The 24,999-nt window shown below is 73.3% G+C and carries 22 protein-coding genes and 1 tRNA gene; 8 read left to right on the top strand and 15 right to left on the bottom strand.

The genetic code is table 11. The features are described 5' to 3' along the window. Positions 1–4 precede the first annotated feature (4 nt). From ACERMF_RS02245 to topA, 3 genes are read right to left on the bottom strand one after another with little or no spacing between them, the layout of a single operon-like run. A complete protein-coding gene (locus ACERMF_RS02245) occupies positions 5–1,177 on the bottom strand; it encodes an ATP-binding protein (protein WP_373667382.1) in 1,173 nt (390 codons plus the stop codon). Further along, positions 1,174–3,246: a dTMP kinase gene (gene tmk, locus ACERMF_RS02240; protein WP_373667381.1), complete on the bottom strand. Its 2,073-nt coding sequence runs from the start codon at positions 3,244–3,246 to the stop codon at positions 1,174–1,176. Before tmk ends, ACERMF_RS02245 begins: the two co-directional genes overlap by 4 nt. A gap of 54 nt (positions 3,247–3,300) precedes the next feature. Next, on the bottom strand, positions 3,301–5,922 hold the full coding sequence (topA, locus tag ACERMF_RS02235) for a type I DNA topoisomerase (protein WP_373667380.1): 2,622 nt from the start codon (positions 5,920–5,922) through the stop codon (positions 3,301–3,303). 232 nt (positions 5,923–6,154) lie between these two features. Here topA and ACERMF_RS02230 point away from each other — a divergent pair, with 232 nt between their 5' ends. Together ACERMF_RS02230 and ACERMF_RS02225 are read left to right on the top strand one after the other, a co-directional pair. Then, on the top strand, positions 6,155–6,706 hold the full coding sequence (locus ACERMF_RS02230) for a hypothetical protein (protein WP_373667379.1): 552 nt from the start codon (positions 6,155–6,157) through the stop codon (positions 6,704–6,706). Further along, positions 6,703–8,325, top strand: coding sequence for a cation:proton antiporter (locus tag ACERMF_RS02225; RefSeq protein ID WP_373667378.1), 1,623 nt, complete (start codon positions 6,703–6,705; stop codon positions 8,323–8,325). The genes ACERMF_RS02230 and ACERMF_RS02225 overlap by 4 nt, the downstream gene beginning before the upstream one ends. Before the next feature lie 67 nt (positions 8,326–8,392). Here ACERMF_RS02225 and ACERMF_RS02220 read toward each other — a convergent pair whose 3' ends face one another. Next, the gene (locus tag ACERMF_RS02220; RefSeq protein ID WP_373667377.1) at positions 8,393–9,016 is read right to left on the bottom strand and encodes a class I SAM-dependent methyltransferase; all 624 of its coding nucleotides are present in this window, start codon (positions 9,014–9,016) and stop codon (positions 8,393–8,395) included. Positions 9,017–9,103: 87 nt separating this feature from the next. After that, positions 9,104–9,442: an STAS domain-containing protein gene (locus ACERMF_RS02215; protein ID WP_373667453.1), complete on the bottom strand. Its 339-nt coding sequence runs from the start codon at positions 9,440–9,442 to the stop codon at positions 9,104–9,106. On the opposite strand from ACERMF_RS02215, the gene ACERMF_RS02210 reads away from it, so the two are divergent. Continuing rightward, on the top strand, positions 9,429–11,891 hold the full coding sequence (locus ACERMF_RS02210) for a DEAD/DEAH box helicase (RefSeq protein WP_373667376.1): 2,463 nt from the start codon (positions 9,429–9,431) through the stop codon (positions 11,889–11,891). The two genes, ACERMF_RS02215 and ACERMF_RS02210, sit on opposite strands and share 14 nt — an antisense overlap. Before the next feature lie 133 nt (positions 11,892–12,024). Here ACERMF_RS02210 and ACERMF_RS02205 read toward each other — a convergent pair whose 3' ends face one another. From ACERMF_RS02205 to ACERMF_RS02170, 8 genes are all read right to left on the bottom strand, one after another. Next, positions 12,025–13,146: a hypothetical protein gene (locus tag ACERMF_RS02205; protein ID WP_373667375.1), complete on the bottom strand. Its 1,122-nt coding sequence runs from the start codon at positions 13,144–13,146 to the stop codon at positions 12,025–12,027. A gap of 23 nt (positions 13,147–13,169) precedes the next feature. After that, the gene (locus ACERMF_RS02200; RefSeq protein ID WP_373667374.1) at positions 13,170–13,850 is read right to left on the bottom strand and encodes a class E sortase; all 681 of its coding nucleotides are present in this window, start codon (positions 13,848–13,850) and stop codon (positions 13,170–13,172) included. Between the two features lie 161 nt (positions 13,851–14,011). Continuing rightward, on the bottom strand, positions 14,012–14,428 hold the full coding sequence (locus ACERMF_RS02195; protein ID WP_373667373.1) for a pilus assembly protein TadG-related protein: 417 nt from the start codon (positions 14,426–14,428) through the stop codon (positions 14,012–14,014). Next, the gene (locus ACERMF_RS02190) at positions 14,425–14,976 is read right to left on the bottom strand and encodes a hypothetical protein (protein ID WP_373667372.1); all 552 of its coding nucleotides are present in this window, start codon (positions 14,974–14,976) and stop codon (positions 14,425–14,427) included. The genes ACERMF_RS02195 and ACERMF_RS02190 overlap by 4 nt, the downstream gene beginning before the upstream one ends. Then, positions 14,973–15,254 (bottom strand): hypothetical protein, encoded by a 282-nt coding sequence (locus tag ACERMF_RS02185; RefSeq protein ID WP_373667371.1) that lies wholly within the window; start codon positions 15,252–15,254, stop codon positions 14,973–14,975. The genes ACERMF_RS02190 and ACERMF_RS02185 overlap by 4 nt, the downstream gene beginning before the upstream one ends. Positions 15,255–15,275: 21 nt before the next feature. Next, positions 15,276–16,286 (bottom strand): type II secretion system F family protein, encoded by a 1,011-nt coding sequence (locus ACERMF_RS02180; RefSeq protein ID WP_373667370.1) that lies wholly within the window; start codon positions 16,284–16,286, stop codon positions 15,276–15,278. Then, positions 16,283–17,452 (bottom strand): CpaF family protein, encoded by a 1,170-nt coding sequence (locus ACERMF_RS02175; protein ID WP_373667369.1) that lies wholly within the window; start codon positions 17,450–17,452, stop codon positions 16,283–16,285. Before ACERMF_RS02175 ends, ACERMF_RS02180 begins: the two co-directional genes overlap by 4 nt. 52 nt (positions 17,453–17,504) lie before the next feature. Beyond that, positions 17,505–18,479, bottom strand: coding sequence for a hypothetical protein (locus ACERMF_RS02170; protein ID WP_373667368.1), 975 nt, complete (start codon positions 18,477–18,479; stop codon positions 17,505–17,507). A 326-nt stretch (positions 18,480–18,805) separates the two neighbouring features. Here ACERMF_RS02170 and ACERMF_RS02165 point away from each other — a divergent pair, with 326 nt between their 5' ends. Together ACERMF_RS02165 and ACERMF_RS02160 are read left to right on the top strand one after the other, a co-directional pair. Beyond that, positions 18,806–20,227 carry a PQQ-binding-like beta-propeller repeat protein gene (locus ACERMF_RS02165; protein ID WP_373667367.1) on the top strand — a complete coding sequence of 474 codons (1,422 nt, stop codon included), beginning with the start codon at positions 18,806–18,808 and terminating at the stop codon, positions 20,225–20,227. A gap of 38 nt (positions 20,228–20,265) precedes the next feature. After that, positions 20,266–21,282 carry an HAD family hydrolase gene (locus ACERMF_RS02160; protein WP_373667366.1) on the top strand — a complete coding sequence of 339 codons (1,017 nt, stop codon included), beginning with the start codon at positions 20,266–20,268 and terminating at the stop codon, positions 21,280–21,282. Between the two features lie 31 nt (positions 21,283–21,313). Here ACERMF_RS02160 and ACERMF_RS02155 read toward each other — a convergent pair whose 3' ends face one another. Then, positions 21,314–21,664: a nuclear transport factor 2 family protein gene (locus ACERMF_RS02155; protein ID WP_373667365.1), complete on the bottom strand. Its 351-nt coding sequence runs from the start codon at positions 21,662–21,664 to the stop codon at positions 21,314–21,316. A gap of 201 nt (positions 21,665–21,865) precedes the next feature. Here ACERMF_RS02155 and ACERMF_RS02150 point away from each other — a divergent pair, with 201 nt between their 5' ends. Next, complete coding sequence (locus ACERMF_RS02150; RefSeq protein ID WP_373667364.1) at positions 21,866–23,320, top strand: M20/M25/M40 family metallo-hydrolase; 1,455 nt, start codon at positions 21,866–21,868, stop codon at positions 23,318–23,320. A 5-nt stretch (positions 23,321–23,325) separates the two neighbouring features. Here the strand turns inward: ACERMF_RS02150 and ACERMF_RS02145 are convergent, their stop codons facing one another. After that, entirely contained in the window at positions 23,326–23,484 is a 159-nt protein-coding gene (locus tag ACERMF_RS02145; RefSeq protein WP_373667363.1) for a hypothetical protein, read from the bottom strand. Positions 23,485–23,630: 146 nt separating this feature from the next. On the opposite strand from ACERMF_RS02145, the gene ACERMF_RS02140 reads away from it, so the two are divergent. Together ACERMF_RS02140 and ACERMF_RS02135 are read left to right on the top strand one after the other, a co-directional pair. Further along, a complete protein-coding gene (locus ACERMF_RS02140) occupies positions 23,631–24,752 on the top strand; it encodes an ArsR/SmtB family transcription factor (RefSeq protein ID WP_373667362.1) in 1,122 nt (373 codons plus the stop codon). A gap of 94 nt (positions 24,753–24,846) precedes the next feature. Next, positions 24,847–24,941 (top strand) — tRNA-Sec (locus ACERMF_RS02135). Positions 24,942–24,999 lie beyond the last annotated feature (58 nt).

Genomic DNA, 24,999 nt, shown 5'->3' with positions numbered 1-24,999 from the left:
GACGTCAGCTGGCCCGTTCCCGCGCGGCGGCCGCGAACAACGGCAGGGCGAGTTGCAACAGCAGCCGTTCGATCTGCAGTTCGGGGTTGCCGTTGCGCTCGAGCGCTTCCCGGCAGCGGGCGACGGCCTGCAGTGCCCGCACGGCGTCGGGGGCCGCGATGCGGACGGCGTCGCGACGGATGGCGGTCTCGTGGTCGAGGTTGACCAGGACCTCGGAGCCTGCCCCCGCCTGCGCCGCGAGCAGGTCACGCAGGTAACTGGCCAGGTCGTCGAGGAACAGCTCCAGCGCCCGGCGCTGTTCCTGGCGCTCGAGTCGTTCGAAGCGGCGGGTCAGGCGTTGCCGCACGCCCGGGGGCCAGCCGCGGTTGCCCTCGACCCCGAAGGCCTCCTCGAGCCGCGCGAACTCGGCCTGGTTGCGTTCCTTGAGCGGCGCGATGCGCGAGCGTGCCCAGCTCACGATCTCCTTGGCGGCGGGGACGACCTGACCCGGCCCACCGGTGGCGAGGCGGTCGAGCAGGGCGAGGTGGTTCCAGCGCGCCTGACCGATCTGGGGATCCGCCAGGTCGGTCAGGCGCTCGGGTGACCCCAGTGCGGCCCGGCCCAGCGCCGCCCGCTGCTCCGGGGGCACGCCCAGGCGCTCGGCCAGCACGTGCATCGCGTCCGGCCGCCAGGGCACCAGGTCGAGCCGCCGGCAGCGGGAGGCGACCGTGTCGAGCAACGCGCCCTCGTCCTCGACGTCGAGCACCCACACCACCGACGGCGGGGGTTCCTCCAGGATCTTGAGGAAGGCGTTCTGCGCCGCCTCGTTCATGCGGTCGGCCGCGACCACGCGCAGCACCCGCCGTCGGCCCTCGGTGAGCGTTCGCGTGGCCAGGGGGATCCATTCCTCGCGCACACCCTCGACCAGGTGAGAGCTGCCCTCGGGTTCGAGGTCGGTCTGGACCGGATGGCTGCCACGCTCGATGCGCTCACAGGTCGAACAGCGGCCACAGGCCTCGTCGGGTGCGGACGCCTCGGGGCAGTTGAGCGCGGCGGCGAGCGCACGGGTCAGTTCGCGCTGCCCGACGCCACGGGGCCCGACCAGCAGCCAGGCGTGGGCGACCTCGTCGGCGGTGAGGGCGGCCCGTACCGACGCGACGGCGGCGGGTTGACCGAGTACGTGGTCCCAGGTCGTCATGGCTTGCGCTCACCGAGGTCGTGGGTCAGGGTCTCGGCCACGGCGCCGAGGCTGGTGGTCGCGTCGTCGCCGAGTCTGGCGAACACGGCCTCGCGGATCCGCTCGTGGATCGTCGCGACCGGTAGTCGTGCGTCCAGCACCAGGTAGCGCGACGGATCGCGTTCGGCCCGTCGTCGGTAGGACGCCGCGACGGTGCGGTGGAACGTCAGCCCGGCGGCCTCCAGCCGGTCGGGTTCACCCTCGACGCGCCGCAGACCTTCGTCCGCGTCGAGGTCCAGCAGCACGACCAGGTCCGCCTGGAGGCCGTCGGTGGCCCAGGCGTTGAGCCGCTCGACCGGTTCCTCGCCGAGCCCGCGCCCCGCACCCTGGTAGACGATCGAGGAGTCGACGAACCGGTCGCAGAGCACCACGGTGCCGCGGTCGAGGGCGGGACGGATCACCTCGTCGACGTGCTGGGCCCGCGCGGCGGCGTACAACAGTGCCTCGGTGCGGTCCACCATCTCGTCGGATTCACGCGACAGCAGGATCTCGCGGATGTGCTCGGCGATCGCCGTGCCGCCCGGCTCACGGGTCACCAACGCCCGGTGCCCCTCGCGTTCGACGGCGTCGCGGAGCAGTTGGATCTGGGTCGACTTGCCCGCCCCGTCGCCGCCCTCGAAGACCACGAACAGCCCCGGGTCCGCCGGCGTCGGCGAGGCCTCGGCGAGCGGTCGGTCGAGTTCGGGATGCTCGGCGAACGCGCGGTGGAGGGCGCGTCCGGTCAGCACGGCGCCGGCGACGGCGAGCGCGCCGGCCGCGATGAGCGTGATCCTCACGCCACCGATGACGTAGCCGTCGACCACCCGCTCGCGGCCGATCACACCCACCAGGAACGGCGCCCCGGTGGTCGACCCGAAGATCGCGGCTCGCACCCCCGAGTTCATGGCCCCGAACGTGCGGCCGCGGATGTGGTCGTCGGCGCGGGACTGCAGGATCGTGTAGCCGACGATGAAGGCGACACCCGCGCCGACGCCCATGGTCATCGCCGGCACGGCGGCGGCGAACAGGCTGGGCATGAACGCGGCGACGACGAGGGACGTGCCCGCCAGGCCGATCCCTGGGGCGAAGAGGCGCTCGGGTGCGAGGCGCGTGGTCAGCGCCGCGCTGGCGGTGAGGCCCAGGACCAGGCCGATGCCGACCACCGCGACGAGGATGCCGAACCCCGAGTTGCCCGCTCCGAGCACGCGGGCGAAGAACTGGCCGGTCGAGATGACGGCGCCGGCCGCGGAGGAGGCCACCATGATGCCGACGATCAGGGCGCGGATGATCGGGTGCCGGCCGATGAACGCGAACCCCTCGCGCAGTTCCTGCCAGGCGCTGGGGGCGGCGGTGCCACTGACCCGTCGGGCCGGCGCGGGCGCGTGCAGGCGGGCGATCAGCGGCGCCGACGCGAGGAACGAGATCGCGTTGAACCAGATCGGCAGCGCCACGGGACGCTCGGCGAGGAAGGGCACGACGCCCGACAGCGGTCCGGCGAGCCCCAGCAGGCTGGCGAACAGCACGCCGGCCAGGGGCAGCGTGCCGTAGGTCACCATCAGGTTGAGTTGGTTGGCGACGACCAGTTCCGAGCGGCGGACCAGGGTCGGGAACACCGAGTCCTTGGCCGGCCCGAACAGCGACGACATCACCTCGATGACCAGCGTGGCCAGCAGCAGCGTCAGGATCTCGTTGCTGAACGGGATCAGCGCCATGACGATGCCGCGACCGACGTCGCAGGCGATCATGAGTCGCTTGCGGTCCCACCGGTCGACGAACACCCCCGCGACGGGCCCGAGCAGCATGCTCGGCAGCACCCGCGCGGCCATGACGGCCGAGACGGCGAACGCCGCCGCACGGGTGGTACCCAGGATGCTCTCGGTCAGCGCCAGGATGGCGAGGAAGCCGATCCAGTCGCCGAGTGCCGACGCGAACGTCGACAGGCCGAGGTTGCGGAAGTCCCGATTGCGGAACAGCGCGGCGTACACCCGAGGCGACACGCCGCCGGGTGATCCCTGTTCGGGCGTCGATGCCCCGTTGTCGGCCTGACCCATGACCCCGCCACACTATCCCTGCGGGGAGGCGGCGGTCGCCACCGTGGTCCCCGCTCAGGGCTTGCGTCTGGCGGTCTTCTTCGCGGTCTTCTTCGCGGTCTTCTTCGCCGCCGTCTTGTTGGCGGCGGTCTTCTTCGCCGTCTTCTTGGCCGTCTTCTTGCGGGTGCTCTTCTTCTTCGCCGGAGGCGGCTGCTCACCGCGGTAGCTGAGGTGGATCGGCTCGGGCAGCTCGTCGGCCTCGATGGGGGCGCCACCGAGCTCGGGGTCGTACTTGTCGACGCCCTGCACGACCGTCCACGTCGCCACCGTCGGCAACTCGAAGTCGTCGACGTCGTAGACGTGGTTGACCTGCGGGTGGGTGCAGACGGCGACCGGCACCTTGCGGTTCTTCGGTGGCGGCCGCAGCGGGGCGCCGCACTGCGGGCAGGGGGTCGAGATCGGGACGGACCAGACCGCGAACTCGTCGGTCGGGTAACCGGTCGAACCCACGAACGGCTTGCCGTAGCGGGAGGTCCGCAGCTCCATGAAGCTGTGCTCGGGGTCGGTCGGCGAGCGGAACGGCTTCGCCTGTCCGTCGGTGTCGCGGTACATCAGCCGCTGCTGCAGGTTCCTGATGCCCTTGCACTTGGGATAGTCGACACAGCCGAAGAACTTCCCGAAGCGGCCCTCGCGCAGCAGCATCGGCTTGCCACACTCCTGGCAGCGCACGTCCTCGTCGGGTTCGGGCTCGGGTTCGGGCTCGCCGACCGAACCGTCCTCGAGCAGCGGCAGCGTGCCCTCGCAGTCGGGCCAGCGGCTGCACGAGGCGAACCACTGCTTCGACTTGCCGGAGAACACCCGCTCCATCGGCGAACCGCACAGCGGACAGTCGGCAGGCTGGTGCAGGGGCAGGCGCGGACGTTCCGGCTTGCGCTCGCGGACCCAGTCGTCGACCTCGTCGAGGAAGCCGGTGACGGTGCGGCACCAGGCCTGTCCGCCGGCCGCGATCTCGTCGAGGGTCTCCTCCATGCGTGCGGTGAAGCCGACGTCGACGACCTCGCCGAAGTGGGCCTTGAGGAAACTGACCACGACCTCACCGAGGGCGGTCGGGAAGAACCGGCGCTGCTCCTTGAGCACGTACTGACGCTGCTCGAGCGTCGAGATGATGGACGCGTACGTCGACGGCCGGCCGATCCCCTCCTCCTCGAGCGCCTCGACCAGGGTGCGTTCGGAGTAGCGGGGCGGGGGGGAGGTCTCGTGCTGCTCGGGGAGCAGCTCGGCGAGGTGCAGCCGTTGGCCCTGCTCGAGCTCGGGCAGGCGGTCGGTGACCTCGTCGTCGTCCTCGTCCTCGTCGCGCACGGCCCGGTACACCCGCAGGAAGCCGTCGAACTTCTCGACCTGGCCGGTGACACGGAACGTGATCTCGCCCTGCGGGTCGCTGCCCACGACGTCGGCGGAGACGCGATCGAAGACGGCCGGGGCCATCTGCGTGGCCATCGTGCGCTTCCAGATCAACTCGTACAGCCGCGCCTGCTCGTCGGAGAGGTGACGGCGGACCTTCTCGGGCGTGCGGTTGACCGAGGTCGGACGGATCGCCTCGTGCGCCTCCTGGGCGCCCTTGGCCGTCCCGGCGAAGCGCCGGGGTTCCTTCAGCGCGTAGCGCTCGCCGAAGCGCTCGCGGACCAGGCCGCCGATCTCGCCAAGCGACTGGGCCGACAGGTTGAGCGAGTCGGTACGCATGTAGGTGATGAGCCCCACCTGTTCGCCGCCGAGGTTGATGCCCTCGTACAGCTGCTGCGCCACCGCCATGGTCTGCCGGGCCGAGAAGCCGTACTTGGACGCCTCGCCCTGCAGTGTGGAGGTCTTGAAGGGCGGCTTGGGGTTGCGGCGGGCCTCGGTACGCCGCACCTCGGCGACGGTGTAGTCGAGCGCGCGGGCCCGCTCCGCGAGGCGCGTCGCCTCGGGTTCGGACCGCACGACCAGCAGCTTCGCCAGCCGCGCGTCGGACTTGCCCTCGAGCTCCTTGGGCGTGGACAGCTTGAGGTCGCCGACCGCGTACAGACTCGACTGGATCTCGGGATCACCACCGGCCTCGCGGGCGAACGAACCGGGAAAGCTCCAGTACTCCTCCGGGACGAAGGCCCGGATCTCGTCCTCGCGGTCGACGATCATCCGCAGCGCGACCGACTGCACCCGGCCGGCGGAGATCCCGGAGGCGACGGTGCGCCACAGCACGGGCGACAGCCGGTAGCCCACGATGCGGTCGACCGCGCGGCGCGCCTGCTGGGCGTCGACCAGCGCGGTGTTGAGGCGTCGTGGCGCCTCGAACGCGGCCCGGATCGCCGACTCCGTGATCTCGTCGAAGGTGACCCGGTTGGTCTGCGCGGGGTCGAGGTCGAGGATCTCCGCGATGTGCCACGCGATCGCCTCGCCCTCGCGGTCGAGGTCCGGTGCCAGCCAGACGGTGCTCGCCTGCTTGGCCGCCGCCTTCAGGGCCGAGACGTGCTTCTTCGACTTCTCCGGCACCTCGTAGCGCAGGTGGCAGCCACCGCCGTCCTCCACCTCGACGGCGAAGTCCGAACGGGGCAGGTCGCGGACGTGGCCGTACGAGGCGAGGACCTTGAAGCGGTCCCCGAGGTACCGCTCGATGGTCTTCGCCTTCGCGGGCGACTCCACGATGACGAGGTTCTCTGCCACGAGTGGCTCGACTTTCGCTGGGGAAGCTGCGTTCGGCGTGGGTTCGGCGGAAGGTGGCGTCACCCCCACGCGGCTGTCAACTCTCCCACAGTCGCGTCGCGGCACCCGGGAAGCCGGGCCCCCCGTAGGGGGGCCGAGCCGTGCGACCCCCCGAGCGGTCACCGCTCACCCGTGGTCCCGCCTTCCGGGCCCGGGGCGCGTACCGTCCCCTCCCCCGTATCCGGAGCCCGGTGTGATTCCCCGTCCTCTGCCCGTGGTCGTGCTGGCGCTGCTGCTGGCTGGCTGCACGGATTCGTCGTCGGCCTCCGGCGGGACCGAGACGGTCGAGGGCGTCTCCGTCACCGTTCCCGAGGGATGGTCGGTCACGGATCCACCGGACGCGCCAGGCGTCGTGGCGGCCCGCGGCTGGTCCCCGGGTCGGCCCGGCCACCTGCTGCAGGTGATCGTCGGCTGCGAGGGCACGGTGGACGAACTGGTGACCGGCGCCGTGCGCGAACCACGGGGTCCGCTGGTCGTGACCGACGCCACCGAGGACCGCGCGTCGCACCGGGTCCCGGGCCTGGACGAGGCGCGACGGTTGCAACTGACCCTGGGTGCGGGCCGGCCGGACGACGCCGACACCGTGCGCACCGCCGGTCTCTACGGCCAGCGCGGCGACGCGCTGGTGCTCGTCGAGTTGTCCCAGCTGGCCCGCGACGTGAACGACGAGCTCGCCGACGAGGTGCTGGACTCCGTCCGCGTCGACGCCGATGCGCTGGACGCGGCCTGCGAGCAGCAGCCGTGACCGAGGTGGGCGTGTTCGAGCAGGTGGCCGCGGTCCTGGTCGTCTGCGTAGTGGCTGGTGGGCTCGCCACGCTGCTGCGTCAACCGCTGCTCGTCGGGCTCATCGCCGCCGGCATCGCCGTCGGCCCCGAGGCAATCGGGCTGGTCGAATCCTCCGAGGAGATCGAGCTCCTGGCCGAGATCGGCATCGCCCTGCTGCTGTTCGTGGTGGGGCTCAAGCTCGACGTCCGCCTGGTGCAACGCCTCGGGCCGGTCGCGCTGGCGACGGGCCTGGGACAGGTCGTGTTCACCTCCGCGGTGGGATTCGTCATCGCACTCGCGCTGGGCTTCACCACGGTGCAGGCGACCTACATCGCCGTGGCGCTGACCTTCTCCAGCACCATCATCATCGTCAAGCTGCTCACGGACAAGCGCGAGCTCGACGAACTGCACGGCCGCATCGCGCTCGGGTTCCTGATCGTGCAGGACATCGTCGTGGTGCTCGCGATGATCGCGATCACGGCCAGCGGCGCCGCGGGTGACGGCGGCCTCGCCGCGGAGTTCTTCGGTATCGCCCTGCGCGGTGTGGCGCTCCTGCTGGCGGTCGGGGTCCTGGCCCGCTGGGCGATCCCGCGCGTCACCCATCTGCTCGCACGCCAGACCGAACTGTTGGTCCTCGCCGCCGTGACGTGGGCGATCGCGCTGGCGGCGATGACCCACCTGCTCGGCTTCAGCACCGAGGTCGGGGCGTTCCTCGCCGGCATGTCGCTGGCGTCGACGCCGTACCGCGAGGCCCTCAGCGGGCGGCTGTCGACCCTGCGCGACTTCCTCCTGGTGTTCTTCTTCATCCAGCTCGGGACCAGCTTCGAGCTCACCTCCGCGGCCGAGCAACTGCCCGCCGCCGTGCTGTTCAGCGTGTTCGTCCTCGTGGGCAACCCGATCATCGTGCTGGTCATCATGGGGTTGCTCGGCTACCGCAAGAAGGTCGCGTTCAAGGCCGGGCTGACCGTGGCGCAGATCAGCGAGTTCTCCCTGATCCTGGTGGCGCTCGGCGCAGCGCAGGGGCACGTCGGCAACGACGTCGTCGGGTTGGTCACCGCGGTCGGCCTGATCACGATCACGGCGTCGACCTACCTGATCTACGGCTCGGACCGCATCTACGCCCGCATCGAGCCGTTGCTGCGCGTGTTCGAACGGGCGCGGCCCACGGCGAGCATCGACCTGGACGAGGCCACCCTCGAGCCCGAGTACGTGGTGGTCGGGCTCGGTCGCTTCGGTCGCACGGTGTGCCTCGAGCTCGAGGAGCGCGGCGACGAGGTCGTCGGCGTCGACTTCGACCCGCGCAGCATCCGCGACGAGTGGTCGATCCCGGTCGTCTACGGCGACGCCGAGGATCCCGACCTGCCCGAGCAGCTGCCGCTGCAGCGCACCAAGTGGATCGTGTCCACGCTCCGCGGACGCGACGCCAACCTGACGCTCATCCAGGCCTTCCGCCGCCACGGCTTCACCGGCCGCATCGCCGTGGCGGCAGACGACGAGGACACCGAACGTGCCCTGCTGCGGGCCGGCGCGGACCTGGCGATCCGGCCGCTCCACGTCGCGGCGGGGCCACTGCTGCGCAGCCTCCGCGACGAGCGGTGACCGGCCGCTCCGGCCGCGTGCCCTGCCCGGCGGGTCGACGGCGCGGGGCCGAGCGGCGGGTCAGGGGTCAGCGGGTCAGCGTGCCGAGGGCGACGACCCAGGGCCGCCGGCGGTCGTGCACCGGGTCGGGACGCACCTCGATGGTGACCTCCTGGAGCCCGTGCGAACCGAACAGCGCCTCGATCTCGGCCTCGACGGCCGCGGAGACGTAGACCTCGCCGAGGACCGGGTCCTCGAGCGGCTCGAGGTCCGCGCTCCCGCGGTAGCAGGCCAGGTAGACCGGTCCGTGGTCGACCAGGCGCAGCAGGTCGGCGAACACCGGCCGCCACGCCGCGCGCGGCAGATGGGTCAGGGCGCCCGACAGCCACAGGCCGGCGAACGCGCGGTCGCGGAAGGGAAGCGCGTGCAGCGGGGCGCACACCAGCGGATGGCGCGGCAGCAGCATCCGCGCCTCGCGCAGCGCCCCCATCGCGAGGTCGACGCCGACCGGGTGCACCCCGGTGTCGCGCAGCAGCCGCAGGTCGTTCGCCGGCCCGCAGCCGGCGTCGAGCACGAGGTCGTCGCGTCGCGCGCGGTCGGCGAAGCGGCGCACGTCGGCGACCGGCCGCTTCAGCCGCAACGACTGCTGATAGGCCGCCGCGTGCGCGTCGTAGGCCGCGACGCTCGCAAGCGTGCGTTCGTCGAGGTCCACGATGCCCCTCTCGTCGGTACGTGCGTGCGGGGTGCCTCGGCGGGTCGCCGGCGCCCGGAAGGACCACGGCCAGGTGTGCCGGCGATGCTAGCCCGAGGGGTCGAGCACCTCGCCGGGATCGTCGACCAGCCGCAGGACCCGGTCCAGACCCGTCAGCGCGAGCAGGTGCCGCATCCGCTCGGTGGGGCGCGCGAGAACCAGTGCCGCCCCCTCGTGGCTCATGGCGCGTTTGTGCGCACCGATCAGCACCCCGAGCCCCATGGAGTCGACGAACTCGACGCCCGCGACGTCGACCAGGACGCGCACCGCGCCGGCGTACTGGGCCTCGACGAGCACCTGGCGGAACTCCGGTGCGGTCGCGACGTCGAGTTGACCGGCCACCTCCACGATCGTCCAACCACGGTCCTCGCGCGTGTCGACCTGCATCAGCTGCACGCGTGCTGCTCCTGCTCCGTCCCGGAGCGGCCGTCGCTCCAGGGGGTGGCAGACGCTAGCGGTACCGTCCGGCCGTCGGCCCCGACCAGGAAGCGCACCGACGGACCCACGCGACGTCCTCGAACTCCTCGGCCGGACCTCGGCGTCCGGGGCCGCGCGCGAGCGCGCCGCCGAGGGTGGCGCGCGCAACGACGAAGGACTCGTCCACCTCGCGCACCTGCCGGCCCGCGCGGCGGTCACCGTCCCGGTCCCCGAGGAACTCCCCGCCGCATTGCGTTCCCGCCTCGAGCACGCCGGGGTCGCCCAGCTCTACGTGCACCAGGAGGAGGCCTGGCGCCGCGCCCGGGCCGGGGAACACCTCGTCGTCGCGACCGGCACGGCCTCGGGCAAGAGCCTGTGCTACCAGCTTCCCGTGCTCGAACGGCTGCTGACCGACGACCGTGCGGTCGCGCTGTACCTGGCGCCGACCAAGGCGCTCGCGCACGACCAACTGCGGGCGCTCCGTGGATTCCGGCTCCCGCAGGTGCGGGCCGCGGTCGTCGACGGCGACACGCCGCCGCCGGAACGCGAGGCGGTGCGCCGCACCGCCAACTGGTTGCTGACCAACCCGGACCTGCTGCACCACGCGATGCTGCCCAACCACCGCTGGTGGCGCGACCTGATCCACCGCCTCGCCTACGTCGTGGTCGACGAGGCCCACGTCGCCCGCGGGGTGTTCGGCGGGCACGTCGCACTGGTGCTGCGCCGTCTGCGCCGCGTCGCCGAACGCTATGGCGCCGACCCCACCTTCCTGCTCGCCAGCGCGACGGTCGGCAACCCGGCCGAGCACGCCTCCGCACTGGTCGGGGTCGACGTCGCCGAGATCCTCCGGGACGGCTCCCCTCGCGGACCGATGGACGTCGGGCTCTGGCAGCCGCCGTTCGTGTCCGAGGACCGCGAGGGCCGCCGGTCCCTGCTGGGTGAGACCGGTGACCTGCTGGCGTCGTTCGTTGCTGCGGACGTGCAGACGCTGGTGTTCACCCGCAGCCGCAAGGGCGCCGAGGTCGTCGCACTGCAGGCGAGGCAGCGGCTGGGCGACGCCACGGACACCGGTGGCGAGCCGCTGGCGAAACGGGTCGCCGCCTACCGGGCCGGCTACCTCGCCGAGGAACGTCGCGCGCTGGAGGCCGACCTGCGGTCCGGTGCGCTCCGTGGGGTGGCCGCCACCGAGGCCCTGGAGCTGGGCATCGACGTCGCCGGTCTCGACGCGGTCGTGCTGGCCGGCTGGCCCGGGACGACGGCGTCGTTCTGGCAGCGGCTGGGCCGGGCGGGGCGGGCCGGTGGGGCGGCCGCCGGCGTGCTCGTGGCGCAGGAGGACCCGCTGGACCACTACCTGGTCACCCATCCCGACGAGTTGCTGACTCGCGCGCCCGAGGACGCGATCCTCGACCCGACCAACCCCTACCTGCTGGGTCCCCACCTGCGCTGCGCCTGCCAGGAGTTCCCGCTCGACGACGACGAGGCCAGCGACTGGTTCGGTGACGACGCGCCGGCCCTCCTGGCCGCGGACGTCGCGGCCGGCCGGCTCCGTGTCCGGGGCGGTCAGCACTTCTGGACCTCCCGACGACGCGCCAGCGCCGAGGTCGACTTGCGCTCGGCCGGTGGACGCAACGTCCGCATCGTCGACGTCGACACCGGCGCGCTGATCGGTGACGTCGACGAGGCCCGGGCACACCGCCAGGTCCACGAGGGTGCGGTCTACCTGCACCAGGGACGCCAGTTCGAGGTCCGCGAACTCGACCTCGACCGGGCGGTGGCGCTGGCCGTCGAGGCGCCACGGCTCGCACACACCACCCGCCCACGCAGCGACACCGACGTGCGGATGCTGGAAGCCGTCGAGGGCGGTTGGTGGGACGAGGTCGAGATCGGGCTGGCGCGGGTCGAGGTGACCACGCAGGTGACCGGCTACGACGTCCTGCGCCTCGGGTCGGACGAGGTGCTCGACCGCGTCGACCTCGACCTGCCGCCGGTCGAGCTCCGGACGGTCGCGGTCTGGTACGCGATCCCCATGCCCGTGCTCGAATCGGCGGGTGTGGCGCTGCGCGACACGCCGGGATCGCTGCATGCCGCCGAGCACGCCGCCATCGGCATGCTGCCGTTGCTGGCGCTGTGCGACCGGTGGGACCTCGGCGGCCTGTCCACGGCGCTGCATCCCGATACGGGACGTCCCAGCGTGTTCGTCTACGACGGCTATCCCGGTGGCGCGGGGCTGGCGGAGCGCTCCTACCGGCGTCTCGCCGAACACCTGCGGCGGACCCGCGAGACGATCGTCACGTGCCGCTGCAAACGCGGCTGTCCGTCCTGCGTGCAGTCGCCGAAGTGCGGCAACGGCAACGACCCCCTGGACAAGGACGGTGCCGTGCGCGTGCTCGACCTGCTGCTTGCGCGCGCCCCGAGTTGATGCCAGACCGCGGCGGTGACGCCAGACCGCGGCGGTGACGCCAGGGGCGGGTGGGCCTCTGGCTGGCAGCACGGCCGCCTGCTCGCAGCACCCCGCGGCGCGCGTCCGCGGCGCGGACGCAGCGAGGGTCGGCTCAGCGACGTGCGGGCTGGCGGTTCCAACGCCAGGCGGCCAGCGCCAGCGCGATCAGCAGCGCGCCGCCGAGCAGCCGTGGCGTCGAACCGGACGGAGCGCCCTGGCTCCCGGCCGCCAGCGGCGAGCCGTCGGGGGCGGCGAACACGACGTCACCGTCGGCGGTCGTGGTCGGGACGCCTGCGTCCTCGGGCCCGAGGTCGTCCGCATCGGGGGCGGGCGTCCCGGCCTCGCTGCGCGCCGTGCCGGACAGGGCCGGGATCGGCGCCTCACCGCCGATCCGCGGCGCCCGCGCCACCGGCCGGTCACCGGCCGGGGCGCCGCCGCTACCCGCGACGCTGCCGGCGCCGTGGTCGACGCCGTCGGTGTCGTCGTCGGCACGGGCGGCTTCGTCTGCCTCGACGTCCGGACCGTCCGACGTGGCACCGACCGCGACCGAGAGCTCGGGCGAGGCAGTCTCGTAGGTGGCGCCACGTCCGTCTGGCCGCAGGGTCACGACCCGGTAGGCACGATGCCCCCGCCCCGGACGGTCGGTGACGGAGGTCGCCTCGGGCGGCAGTTCCGCGATGAGCTGCCAGCCGTCGTCGGCCAGCAGTTCGACGAGGTGGCCGCTGACGTCGGGTTCCGGTGCACGCCGCCAGCTCAGCGTGACCTCGTCACCGTCGACCTCGGCCGTCAGGTCGGCCGGGGCGCTGGGCGGTGCGGACAGGGTCAGCGGCAGGTCGAGCGTGGCCGCCGCCGGGTCCACGGGGCGCTCGACGTGGACACGGAGCACGTACGCGCCGTTGGGCAGCGTGCGCGACCCGGCCACGAAGGGCGCGCCGGTCCGCGGGTCGAAGTCGAGCGTGTAGTCGGCTTCGGTGCGGGAGCAGACGTCGCGGTCGTCGCAGAGCAGGTGCCGCTGGAAACCGTCGAGTTCGCCGCTGCTGCGGCGGAGCGACACCTCGATGCGGTCGACGATCTCGGTCGGCTCCGTGCGCACGTGCACGGTCAGCGCGGTGGCGCCGGTCACGACGCCGTCCGCCGGGGCACGGAGTGCGGCACCGGCGGCGGACGCCGCTGTCGGCATGGCGACGAGCAGGGCGGCGGCGGCCAGCGCGGGGCGCAGCAGGCGGAAGGGCACGAACGGGCTCGATGGTCGGGAGGTCACACGTCCGCGGAGCGGTCGGAATCCTGCGGGGCGCGGGTACCGGGCGGGTGGGAGTCGGCGAGGGCCGCGCGGATGATCAGCCGCTGCGCGGCCGATCCCTTCGGGTGACAGGTCGTGAGGGTGAGCATGGCGTCGTCGGTGGGCGCGACGACGCTCCAGTCGCGGGGGTGGGTGATGCAGGCGGCACCGGCGGAGGTGGGGACGCAGTTCCCGTCGTCGGGCGGGTCCGTGACGACGTAGCGGTGGTCGCCCACAGGGGTGAGCAGCCAGACCTCGTCGCCCACCTGCAGTTCGTCGAGGCGATGGAAGGGACGCCCGTAGGTGGTGCGGTGTCCGGCGATGCCGACGTTGCCGACGGTACCGGGAAGTGGCGTGTCGGGGTAATGGCCCGCCCCGGCACGAAGGGCGGCCGGCGTGGTGCCGGCAACGACGATGGTGTCGACGTCGAGCGTCGGGATCACGATCCGGGTCAGTGGCGAGCCGGCGGCCATCGTCGGCTGCCAGGTGTCAGCGGCCGCCACCTCGAGCCGCTCGAACTCCTGGGCGAGCTGGTCCTGGACCACCCGCTCGGTGTAGACGTCGGTGAGCAGCGGATAGCTGAACAGGCCCAAGCCGCCGAGGAAGAGCGCACCACTCAGGGCGGAGAGCACCATGCGGCCGCCGCGTCGACGACGCATCGTGTCCAACCCGAAACGCACACGACCGCCCGCGCTGACGTCGGGGGCATAGCGGAACCCGCCCCCGGCCGCCGCCGTCGGAGGGCGCTCCGCGTGTTGCCGTTGCCGTTCCACCGCCGCCCTTCGTGCACGGGCCGGGCCCGAGGTGGGCCCGCGACGAGCTAACGACGCAGGGGGCGGCGAGGTTGCGCGGCTCCGAGCGGCTCCGGCTGGGCGAGGACGGCCGCCGCCTCTGCCGCCACCCGGGCGGCACCGAGGCGCGGCACCACCAGACCCGGCACCCGCATACTGACGGTCACCTCGGCCTGCTCGCTCCCGGAGCGGCAGGCACATCGTTCCAGACGCCCGCCGCCGAGGGCCACGACCCGTTCTGCCTCGCCGTGCGGGCCGCCCGACGCCGGTTCGGCGTCCACGGACACGGCGGCCAGCGCCGCCCCGTCGGCGAGTTGCTGCGCCCGTGCCGCCGCGACCAGATACGCGCCGATGTCGACCAGGACGACGGCGGCGACGACCGCGACCCACAGCAGCAGGGGGAACGTCAGCGTCGCGAGGCCCGCCTCGTCGTGCGGATCGGTCACGGCGGCCCCGTCTCCGCGACGATGTCGTCCGCACCGGCGCCGCGGTCGGGCGCACCGGTCCACGAGGCGACGGGGCCGGGCCGGCGTCGCGGGTCAGGCTGCCACCAGGCGTGCCGGCTGCCCGCGTCGTCGACGACCGGTTCGACACGGGCGTGCGCCCGGGCCCGCAGTTGCCAGGTGGTCGGGCCGAGCTGGCGGCTGGCGCGCGCCGTCACGGTGACGATGTCGCCGGACACCCGTCGGAACGGGGTGATGACGAGTCGGAGCTGGTCGAGCTCGGTGGCCGCCGCACGCACGGCGGTCTCGACCGAGGCGTTGTCGCTGGTCGTGGCGGCCGCGCGGGCGCCGACACGGGCCGCCTCGTGCAGCACCAGGACGTCGCGCAGCACCGTGACGGTGCCCAGCAGCCCGAGCGTGAGGAGCGCGAGAAAGGGGAGCACGAACACCGACTCCAGGCTGAGCGAGCCGTCCTGACCGCGGCCCGGACGCCCACGGACGGCCCGCCCGCCCCCAATGGGACGGGCGAGCCGGGACACCGGTGGACTCATGCGCTCACGTGTCCGCGCGCCGCCGAGATCAGTGCGTTGAAGAGGTTGGCGATCGCACCCTCGGACGCGTAGCTGATCACGACGCTGGCGATGGCCGCGGCGACCACGGCGAGCAGCCCGTACTCGGTGATCAGCGACCCGTCCTCGTCGGAGCGCCGACCGCGGGCGCGGACCGGCACCGGCCCGGGCCGACGGGGGTCGGCATGCGAACGGCCGCTGCGGTCGTGCGGAGCACCGGGCGGTGGTGGGTTGGTGGCGGTCGGAGCGGGGTTTGGCATGGGATCCTCCTGTGTTGTGCGTCAGGGCAGCGCCTGCCTCAGGCCGACCTGCACGATCGGCGCACCGACCAGGAGCAGGGTCGCCGGCAGCAGGGCCAGGGCGGTGGGGAAGGTCAGTTGGGCCGGCAACCGCTCGGCGGCGGCCAGTACCCGGGCACGCTCGTCGGCGCGCAGTTCGCCGGCGAGCCGGCGGAGGGCCGGCGCAGCGGGTGCGCCGACGTCGGCGGCGGCGCGGAGCACGGCGTCGAGCCGCGCGAGCGGACCGCCCGGTCGGGCCGCGAGACCGAGCTCGAGTTCGAGCGCCAGGCTGCGGAGTTCGACGGCATGCGCCGGCAGCTGGTCCGCGCACATGCGCAGGGCTTCACCCGGCCCCACGCCACCCATCAGGGCGGTGGCCGTGAGGTCGGCCGCCTCGTCGACGCCGGGCGGCGCGGTCGTGCCACCGCTGCCGCCTCGGACCAACACGACGACGGCCACGACGACCCCGACGAGCGGGTGCGTCACGGCCGCCGCCAGGAGACCGAAGCACGCCGAGCGCGCGCGGTGGACCGCGGGACCGGCGGGCGGGCGCGGCGGTGCGCCGATGCGGCGGAGCAGCGCGACGACCGCGGCACCGCCCAGCCCGAGCAACGCCAGTCCGATCGCGCCGACGAACCGGCCCGGACGCGTGGCGTAGAAGCCGGCGAGATCGGCGCCGAACACGCCGCCGAGAAGCGGGACCAGAACGAACGGGGCGACGAGCAGGCCCGCCGCAACCGCCTTGGTCTGCGCCGAGGCCACGGCAACGGCGCGGCGGGCGGCCCGGGCGTCCTCTTCGGCCGCTGCGGCCGCGTCGAGGGCGGGCAGCAGGGGCGCACCGACGGCCTCGGCGACCGCGAGACCGCGCCGCGCGCGTGGGGACAGGTGGTGCGTCGTACGGGGGGGCAGGCCGGCGGCCGCACGCAGACGCAACACGTCCAGCGCAGCGGCGGAAGCCGAGGACGCCTGGCGCTGACGTGGCCACAGCCGCCGGAGGGACGGAGCGGCGGTCACGCGGTCACCTCGCGGATCACCGCACCGTCGCGCCCGGCTCCCACCTCGACCAGCGACGTCACCTGGCGGCGGCCGTCGCGACCGCGCCCGAGCGCGACGACGAGGTCGAGTGCGGCGCCGACCTGGGCGCGTGCCGCAGCCAGGGGGATGCCGGCCAGCAGGGCCATGCCCTCGAGTCGGACGATGGCCTCCTCGGCGCCGTTGGCGTGGACCGTGGTCATGGAGCCGTCGTGGCCGGTGTTCATCGCCTGCAACAGGTCGGCGACCTCGCCACCACGCACCTCGCCGACGACCAGACGGTCGGGCCGCATCCGTAGGGCGTTGCGCACCAGCGTGGCGACGTCGATGCCGCCGGCGCCGTCCGCGCTGGGCGGGCGGACCCGCAGGTGGACGACGTGCGCCGCCGGTCGACGCAACTCCGGGGCGTCCTCGATGACCACGAGACGGTCGTCGCCCACCTCCGCGAGCAACCGTGCGAGCAACGTCGTCTTTCCGACGCCGGCGCGACCGCACACCACCAGGTTGCGCCGGTCGGTGACGGCCGCGATCAGGCGCTCCCGCATCCCCGGTGTGACGGTCCCCCATGCCACCAGCTCGTCCCACGAGGGGATCACCGCCGGGACCCGTCGCAGCGTGACCACGGGCTGTTCGGACAGCGGAGGCAACAGCGCATGGATCCGCACCCCACCGGGCAGCACCGCGTCGGCGAACGGGTGGGAGCGGTCGAGGCGCACCCCGAGCGGTCCGAGCACCCGGCGCAAGAGCCGTTCGAGGTGGGCGTCGTCGTCGAACCTCACGTCGACGCGACGGAGTTCGCCGTCGCGCTCGACGTGGACCTCGTCGGGACCGTTGACCATGACGTCGGTGACGGCGGGATCGCGCAGCAACTGCTCGACCGGACCGAGTCCACCCAGGTCGTCGACGAGGTCGCGGACGGCCCGGGCCCACACGTCCGGAGCGGCGACGATGCCCTCGGCGGCGAGCGCCCGGGCGACCGCGCGGCGGAGCGAGGCGCGGTCCGCCCGGCCGGCCGTGATCTCGTGGTCGTCGCGCAACCGTCTGGCGACCGCCTCGCGGAGGCGGCTGTCGACGAGACTGCCACTACCGCTGTCGCCGAGGTCCGCTGGTGTGGTGGTGCTCGCTGCGAGCGGCGTCGGACTCCGCATGCTCGTTCCGTCCCCGCCCCCACGGGTGTGTCGTCGTCTGCGGCGTCGGCGGCTACGGCGGGTCGCCGGCCCGCGCCCGGGTCAGCGGCAGCATCGGGCGCAGCCAGCTGCCGGGAAGGCCTGCGGGCACACGCCCGCATAGGCCGGCCCGCGCCACGCGGGCCGAGCGCGGAAGGTGGACCCGCCGACGGGGACCGCACGCCTCGGCCACGGCGGCGCATGGCGCGGGCCCCTTGCCGATGACGACCACCGCCGCGGCGGTCGTGCGGCCGGCTGCGGCCAGTCCCGCGGTGTCGGCACGCAGGACCAGGACGTCCACGTCGTCGTCCACGCCGGCGTCGACGACGCAGACCCCGATGGCCGGATCGACGACCGGCGCGAGCCGCGGTGCGCGGCCCACCACCCGGACGGCCCGCGCGGACTCGACACCGGCGAGCGGGGTGGCGTGTGCCCACAGCCCGGCACCCGACAGCGCACCGGCGGCCAGGTCGCGGACCTCGGCGACAGGCGCCCCCGGACCCAGGATCGTCAGCGTCCGCTCCCCCTGCCAACCGAAGAGCCCGGCGAGCGCGGCCGCCACGGTGGACGTGCCGACCCCACCCGCGGCCCCGCCGACACGCACGACCCGTGCGCCGCCACCGGTCGGGCGACGCGCCTGGAGGCCGCCGAGCGCGGCGTCGGCGAGCCCGTCGCGGTCCTCGGGCCAGCGCAGCGTCGCCACCGGACGGACCCGCACGGCGGCGAGGGCGATGTCCGAGGGATGCTCCTCGCCGACCAGCAGGATCACCGGCACGTCGCCGCCGAGGACGCGGGGCCCTCGTTCGACGGCGGTGACCGGATCCATCAGGCACACACGCGGCGGGACGAGCCGGTCGGTCTCGGGGTCGACCGGTTGCCAGCCGAGCACCCCCTCGACCCAGCTGCGGACCCGGTCCCTGACCGGATCGGTGAGTTCGAGCAGCACCGGCAGCGCCGCGGTCGGATCCCCCGCGACGGTGACGTCGGCAACCGGGGTGGTCGGCGGCATGGCGGTCTCCTGGCGGCCGGGAACGAGGCGAATCGGCACCGTAGGGCCGCCGACGCCCTCGTTCGCCCCGGGTCGTCCCATCGCTGTGGACAGCCCGGTCCGACGGCCGTCGCGGCGACTCCGGAGCCCGGCCGCCCGTCCGCCGCGCGCCGTACCATGACCGCCGGCCCGAGGACCGCGCTCCGGCGCGGCCCCGGCGGGAGCGGGAGAACGCCGTGCGACGCGCGAGGACGGTGCAGTGTTCGTCCTGCGATGCCCCGTGGGACGCGGCAACCGCCCGATTCTGCGGCTGCTGCGGCATCCCCCTGCGCCCGGCGGCGCCCGCCATGCCGGTGCACACGACGCCGCGACCGGGGTGGCGTGCCCTCCTCGCGGTCGCTTCCGTGGTCGCGATCGCGGTCACCGGGACCGCCGTGCTGCGGTCGGGCATGGTGCAGCTGCCGCGTGACCGGCCCGATCCGGTCGTGGAGTTGGCGCAGGACACCATCGTGCCGCAGGGCAGTCCGCTGTCGGACGAGGAGCGTGCGCGCGCCCTCGCCCCCTTCGATCCCACCCGCATGCGCTGCGAACCTCAGGGGTGCGAGCGTTGGCGGGTGGAGATGACCCCGGATCGCAACCGACGCGCCGAGGTGGCGACCTTCGGTGACCTCGTCGTGACGGTCCTGGACCAGCAGATCCGCGCCTACGACCTGCAGACCGGCGAACCGCGATGGCACCGCAGTTGGCCGGCCGATGCGGGCAGTCGCGGTCACGGTGGCTGGACGATGCTCGTCCCGGCACTCGACGACGAGGTGCTGCTGATCGGGCGGCCCGACAACGGGTCGGTGCTGGCGCTCGGCCGCGACGGCGCGGTGCTCTGGCACCAGACGGTGTCGGCCCTCGCGGTCCACGACCTCACGGTCTTCGAGGACGTCCTGGTCCTGGGTCGCTACGACGCGCCCGGGGTCGCGGAGGGCGGCGAGATCGAGGAACCCGTGCCGTCGCTGTGGGCCGTGGACCTCCGCACCGGGCAGACGCTGTGGGAGCGCCCGGGGTCGTCGCTGCTGAGCTACGCCGACCCGCTCATCGTCCGTGAACAGGGCGAGGCCGTGCTGCTCGACCCCCTCACCGGCGAGGAGCGGGCCCGTCGCACACTGGGCGACGACACCTGGATCCATCACGTGGGCGAGGCGGCCATCCTCCAACGCGGCAGCGGCCGGGAGTGGGACATCCTCGATCCCACCACCCTCGAGACCCGGGCGCGCCTCGAGGGTCTCAACGAGATCTCGCCGACGTCGGACCGGTCGCTGCTCGTCGGATCCGGGGCGGCGGCACGGGCGGAGGGCGGGGCGGCGCACATCCTGCTGATCGAGCTCGACGGCACGGTGCGGTGGACACACGAGGTCGAGGGCCGGCGCGGCGTCGTCCACCTGTGCTGCCCGGAGCCGCGTGTCGCGGACGGTGCCCTGGTGATCCCGTCGCCGGACGGAGGCAACGAAGCCCTGCGCCTGTCGCTGGTCGACGGCAGGCCCGTCGCCGCACCCGCCGGCCCGGAGCTGGAGCCGTTCGGCGACGACGCCGACCAACCGTGGTGGTGGATCAGCGAGGACACGGCGGTGGCGCAGGGCTACGACCGCCTGCGGCTGTGGCACGACGGCCGCGAGGTCCAGGTCCGCGGTGAGGGGGTGTGGCCGACGACGGTCGAGCCACCGTTTCTGTTCACCAACGGCCGCAGCCTCATGAGCGTCGAACCGCTGCCGCCGCGCTGACCCCGTTAGGCTCGCGCCATCCGTACGAGGAAGCGGTAGTGCCCCGCAGAGGTGACGCAGACGGACGCAGGGAGTCGGCCGCGCCGGGCGACACGCCATCGACACCGTCGACGCCGTCGACGGTCGATCGGCTGCTGTCGGCGGCGGCCGAGGTCATCGCGGACCCCTCGAACGCCACCGTCGAGACCGAACAGCGCTACGCCCGGCCGGACGCCGACCGGCTCAGCGAGTCGATGCTCGCGCGGCTGGCGGTGCGCCGGACGGGCGCGACCGAGGCCGCGTTCTTCGACCTCGACAAGACCATCATCGCCGGCTCCTCGACGCTGATGATGGGACGGACGCTGATGCGCGACGGGCTGATCAGTCCGACCACGGTGGTGAAGTCGCTGTACGCACAGGTCGTCTACCAGCTCGTCGGCGCGGACCACGAGAAGATGGAGCAGATGCGTCATGCCGCCCTCGAGCTCACCAAGGGCTGGGAGGCGGAGCGGGTGCGACGCCTGGTGCGCGAGACGATGGAGACGGTGATCGCGCCGCTGGCCTACGCCGAGGCGCTCGACCTCATCGCCGAGCACCAACGGGCCGGCCGTGACGTGTGGATCATCTCGTCCTCCGGCGAGGAGATCGTCGAACCCTTCGGCGAGTTCCTGCACGTACGCGACGTGATCGCGACCCGCTCGGGGACCGACGAGGCCGGCTGCTACGACGGCACGCTGGAGTTCTACGCCTACGCGGGCGCGAAGGCGACGGCGATCCGGCAGGTGGCCGAACTCCGTGGCTACGACCTGACCCGGTGCTTCGCCTACTCGGACTCGATCACCGACCTGCCGATGCTGACCGCGGTGGGGCATCCCGTGGCGGTCAATCCCGACCGGGAACTGCGCGCCGCGGCCGCCGCGATGTCATGGGCCGTCCGCGACTTCCACGCCCCGGTGCGACTGCGCGACCGGCTCCCCGACGTCGCCAAGCCGCGCAACGAGGTCCTCGCGGGGGCGGTCGGCGCGCTCGCCGTCGGCTTCGCCGTGTGGCGATTCGTCCTCCGGGGCGAGGACTGATCGGCCGAGGTGCCGCGGGACGCCGCCGAACTCAGGTGTAGTCACGGTGGTAGACGATGCGTCCCGTGTCGTCGAAGCCGAAGAAGCTCGCACGCGGCAGGTCGTTCCACCGGCGGCCGGCGGCGGTGTAGGAGATGGTCCACTCGACGCCGAGCGAACGACCGTCCTCGGACTCGATGACGCGCGAGGACTCGACGGCGATGTCGTCCTTGCCGCCGATCCAGTCCTTGAGGTAGGCCTGGATGAGCAGGTTGCCGCGATGGGGCGGGTTGTAGGGCTCGAGGTAGAGCGCGTCCGCCCCGTACAGCTGCGGGATGTCGGCCATGTCGCCGCTGGAGAGCATGCCGGACAGCTTGTCCCACACGTCGGTTGCGTGCCCCACCCGGTCCGCCCTTTCGGAAGTTCGTCGTCACGCGCTCGGGGCGCCGGCCCGACCGCCACTGGTGCGGCCGCAGGATAGTCGCCGACGGGCCGGATCCGGGAACCGCGCCACACTTCGGCCGGCATCGCGCGTCTCCGGTGGCTGCCGATCTCGGGCAGACTCGGCCGGCAACCGCCCCCAGATGCCCAGCAGAGGTGCCCTGTGACCGCCGAGCCCATGTCCGTCCTGCCCGCCGCCACCCGGGTCCCGTCGGGTCTCGACGACGTGGCCGAGCGCCTGATGGCGCAGATGCCCCAGACGGTCGCCTGGCTCGAGGACCTGGTACGCATCCCCTCGATCAGCGTGCAGCCCGAGTACGCCGACGACTGCCGACGCTCGGCCGAGCGCACGGCGCAGCGCCTGCGGGACGCCGGGCTCGAGGACGTGGAGCTGTTGGAGCTCGACGGCACCCACCCGTACGTGACCGGATCGTGGTTGCGGGCCGGCGACGACGCGCCGACGGTGCTGCTCTACGCCCACCACGACGTCCAGCCGGTCGGCACGCCCGAGCGCTGGAGTTCGTCGCCGTTCGAGCCCACCGAACGCGAGGGCCGCCTCTACGGCCGTGGCGCGGCGGACGACAAGGCCGGAATCATGGCCCACGTCGCCGCGATCCGGGCGTGGTTGGACACGCGCGGCACGCTGCCGGTCAACGTCAAGGTGGTCATCGAGGGCGAGGAGGAGATCGGTTCCCCGAACCTGGAGCGCTTCCTCGACACCTACGGCGCCCGGCTACGGGCGGACGTGATCGTGCTGACCGACCTGACGAACTGGAAGGTCGGTTGGCCGGGGTTGACCTACGCGCTGCGCGGCATGGCGGACGTGGTGGTGACGGTCCGCGCGATGCAGCAACCGGTGCACTCGGGCATGTGGGGCGGCGTGGTGCCGGACGCACTCACGGCGACGGTGCGCCTGCTGGCGAGCCTGCACGACGATGCGGGCGCGATCGCGGTCGACGGCTTCGAGGACGACGTGCGCGCACTCGCCGACGACGAGCGGGCCAGGCTCGAGGCCCTCGAGGGCGACGGCGAGGCGCTGGCGGACGACTTCCGCGACGAGGCGCGGCTGGTCGCTGGGGCCGAGTTCGTCGGCGACGACCGTCGCACGATTCTCGAACGCCTCTGGATGCGCCCGACGATCACCCCGACCGGGATGGACGTGCCCGCCGTCGCGGCGGCCTCGAACACGTTGCTGGCGCAGGTGCGCACCAAGCTGTCGTGCCGGCTGGCACCGGGCCAGGACCCCGACCGGGCACTCGACGCCCTCCGACGGCACCTCGAGACGAACGTGCCGTGGGGCCTGGAGGTGCAGGTCGACGTCGGCGAACGCAACCGCGCCTGGGTGACCGAGCCCGGCGGTGGCGCCTGGGACGCGGCCGTCGCGGCCATGACGGCCGCCTACGGGCGCGAGCCCGCCGCCATGGGCTGTGGAGGCTCGATCCCGTTCGTGGAGCCGTTCAGCGACGCGTTCGGGGGCGCCCCGTGCCTGCTGGTCGGCGTCGAGGACCCGGGCTCCAACGCCCACGGCGAGGACGAGTCGCTCCACCTCGAGGACTTCGCGAAGGCGTGCCTCACCGAGGCATTCCTGCTGGCCGAGCTCGGCCGCGACGCCGGGTAGTCGGCTCAGTCGCGACGGCCGGGACGACGCTCGTCGGTCGTGGGCGTGCCCGGACGAAACCAGCGGCGTGCGTGGTCGCGTCGACGGCGACGGCTGCCCGCCACCGTCCGACGCATCTGGTCATGGCGGTAGTCGACCTCCGCCTGGAGTTCGAGCCTGATCATGCGTGGATCTCCTGTGTTCGATCTCCATCGAACCACACGATACGAGTTTTGTCGAATGCGCGTCCGCGTCCGACCGTTCGAAACCTTTCGACGCTTTGTCCGGCGGTATACGCTGTGGGCGTCCGAAAGCCGTCAAAAGGCACCCGATGCGTCTGGTGGACCTCCGTGCGGGAGGCCGTGCGACGGCGCCCGTCGTCGAGACCCGTGCGTCCAGCGGCGCCGAGCTACTGCGTTGCGCGGGCGTGCTGATCACCGACGATCCGGACGCGTTCGACGTCGGCGCCGACCGGATCGCCGCGGTCCGTGACCGCACGCCCCCCGATCTGCTCGAGGAGCTGCGTGCCCTGTCCGGCGAGCGCGGCGACAAGGCGCTGCTGTTGCTGGCCGAGGCGGGAGCGGTCGTCCCGGCGCCAGGCACCGTGCAGCAGGTCCGCGAGGCGTTGCTCGACGACCCGCTGCTGCCGTGGCGGCTGCTGGCCGCGAACCTGGTCTTCAAGGACCACGCCCACGACGGCCCGGACCCCCTCGAGCTGGTCCAGCGCACCATCGAGGGCGACACCGAGGCGCTCGAGGCGTTGCGCGCCATGGACGCCGCCGGCGACTGTCCGGCCGAGCTCGAGGTGCTGTTGCGCACGACGCCCACCGAGTACCGGGACCGGCTCGTCGCCGCGATCGAGCGGTTCGAGGTCGAGGTGTTCCGCGACCTGCAGGACGAGGCGATGGGCGCCATCGAGCGCGACGTCGTCCACCGCCGCCGCCAGCTCGACGATGGGATGCCGGCCGCCGAGGTCGTGCTGGAGGCGACCAACGGCTACGAGCTCGCCGAAGACGACCGGACGCTGCGCCGGGTGGTGATGTTGCCGAGCTTCTGGTTCCGGCCATGGCTCATCCTGGGCCGGCTCGAGGACGTCGAGGTGCTCTCGACCCCGGTGGCCGACCAGTTCGTCGCGCTCCCCAGTGAGGCGCCGCCACCGACCCTGGTAAAGCTGGCCAAGGCGCTGGGCGACGAGGGGCGACTGCGGCTGCTGCGACGGATGAGCGGCGGGCCGATCACGCTCGCCGACGCGATGGAGGAACTCGAGGTCGCCAAGGCCACGGCCCATCACCACCTCGCACTGCTGCGCCAGGCGGGCCTGGTCAGCCTCCGTGAAGAGGGCCGCCGGACCCACTACGGGTTGCGCGGCGACCCCTCCGACACGGCGGCCGAGGCCCTGGCCGGCTACCTCAAGGCCCCTGGCTGGTCGGGCGGCGAGGCCACCGGGGGCTGATCCGTCCCCCGCAGTGGCACCGCGGAAGGCGTCACCGCCGCGTGGCCGGCGAGGGCGTAGGCTGCCGCACGCCTGCCCGGCAACACGGGCACGGGGAGGCGTCCGGACGCCTGGTGGGTCCCGCGGCCTTCAAAGCCGACGAGAGGGCGCTCTGCGTCCTCTGGCGGGTTCGATTCCCGTCCGCCTCCGCCTCGACGACCCGGCCGCAGCGAGCGTGACGCTCGCCGCGGCCGTTGCGTCCGCGACG

Source organism: Egicoccus sp. AB-alg6-2 (assembly GCF_041821025.1).
Taxonomy (GTDB): Bacteria; Actinomycetota; Nitriliruptoria; order Nitriliruptorales; family Nitriliruptoraceae; genus Egicoccus.
The sequence above is the reverse complement of the archived record's forward strand: the minus strand, read 5'-3'. Positions and strand labels throughout refer to the sequence as shown.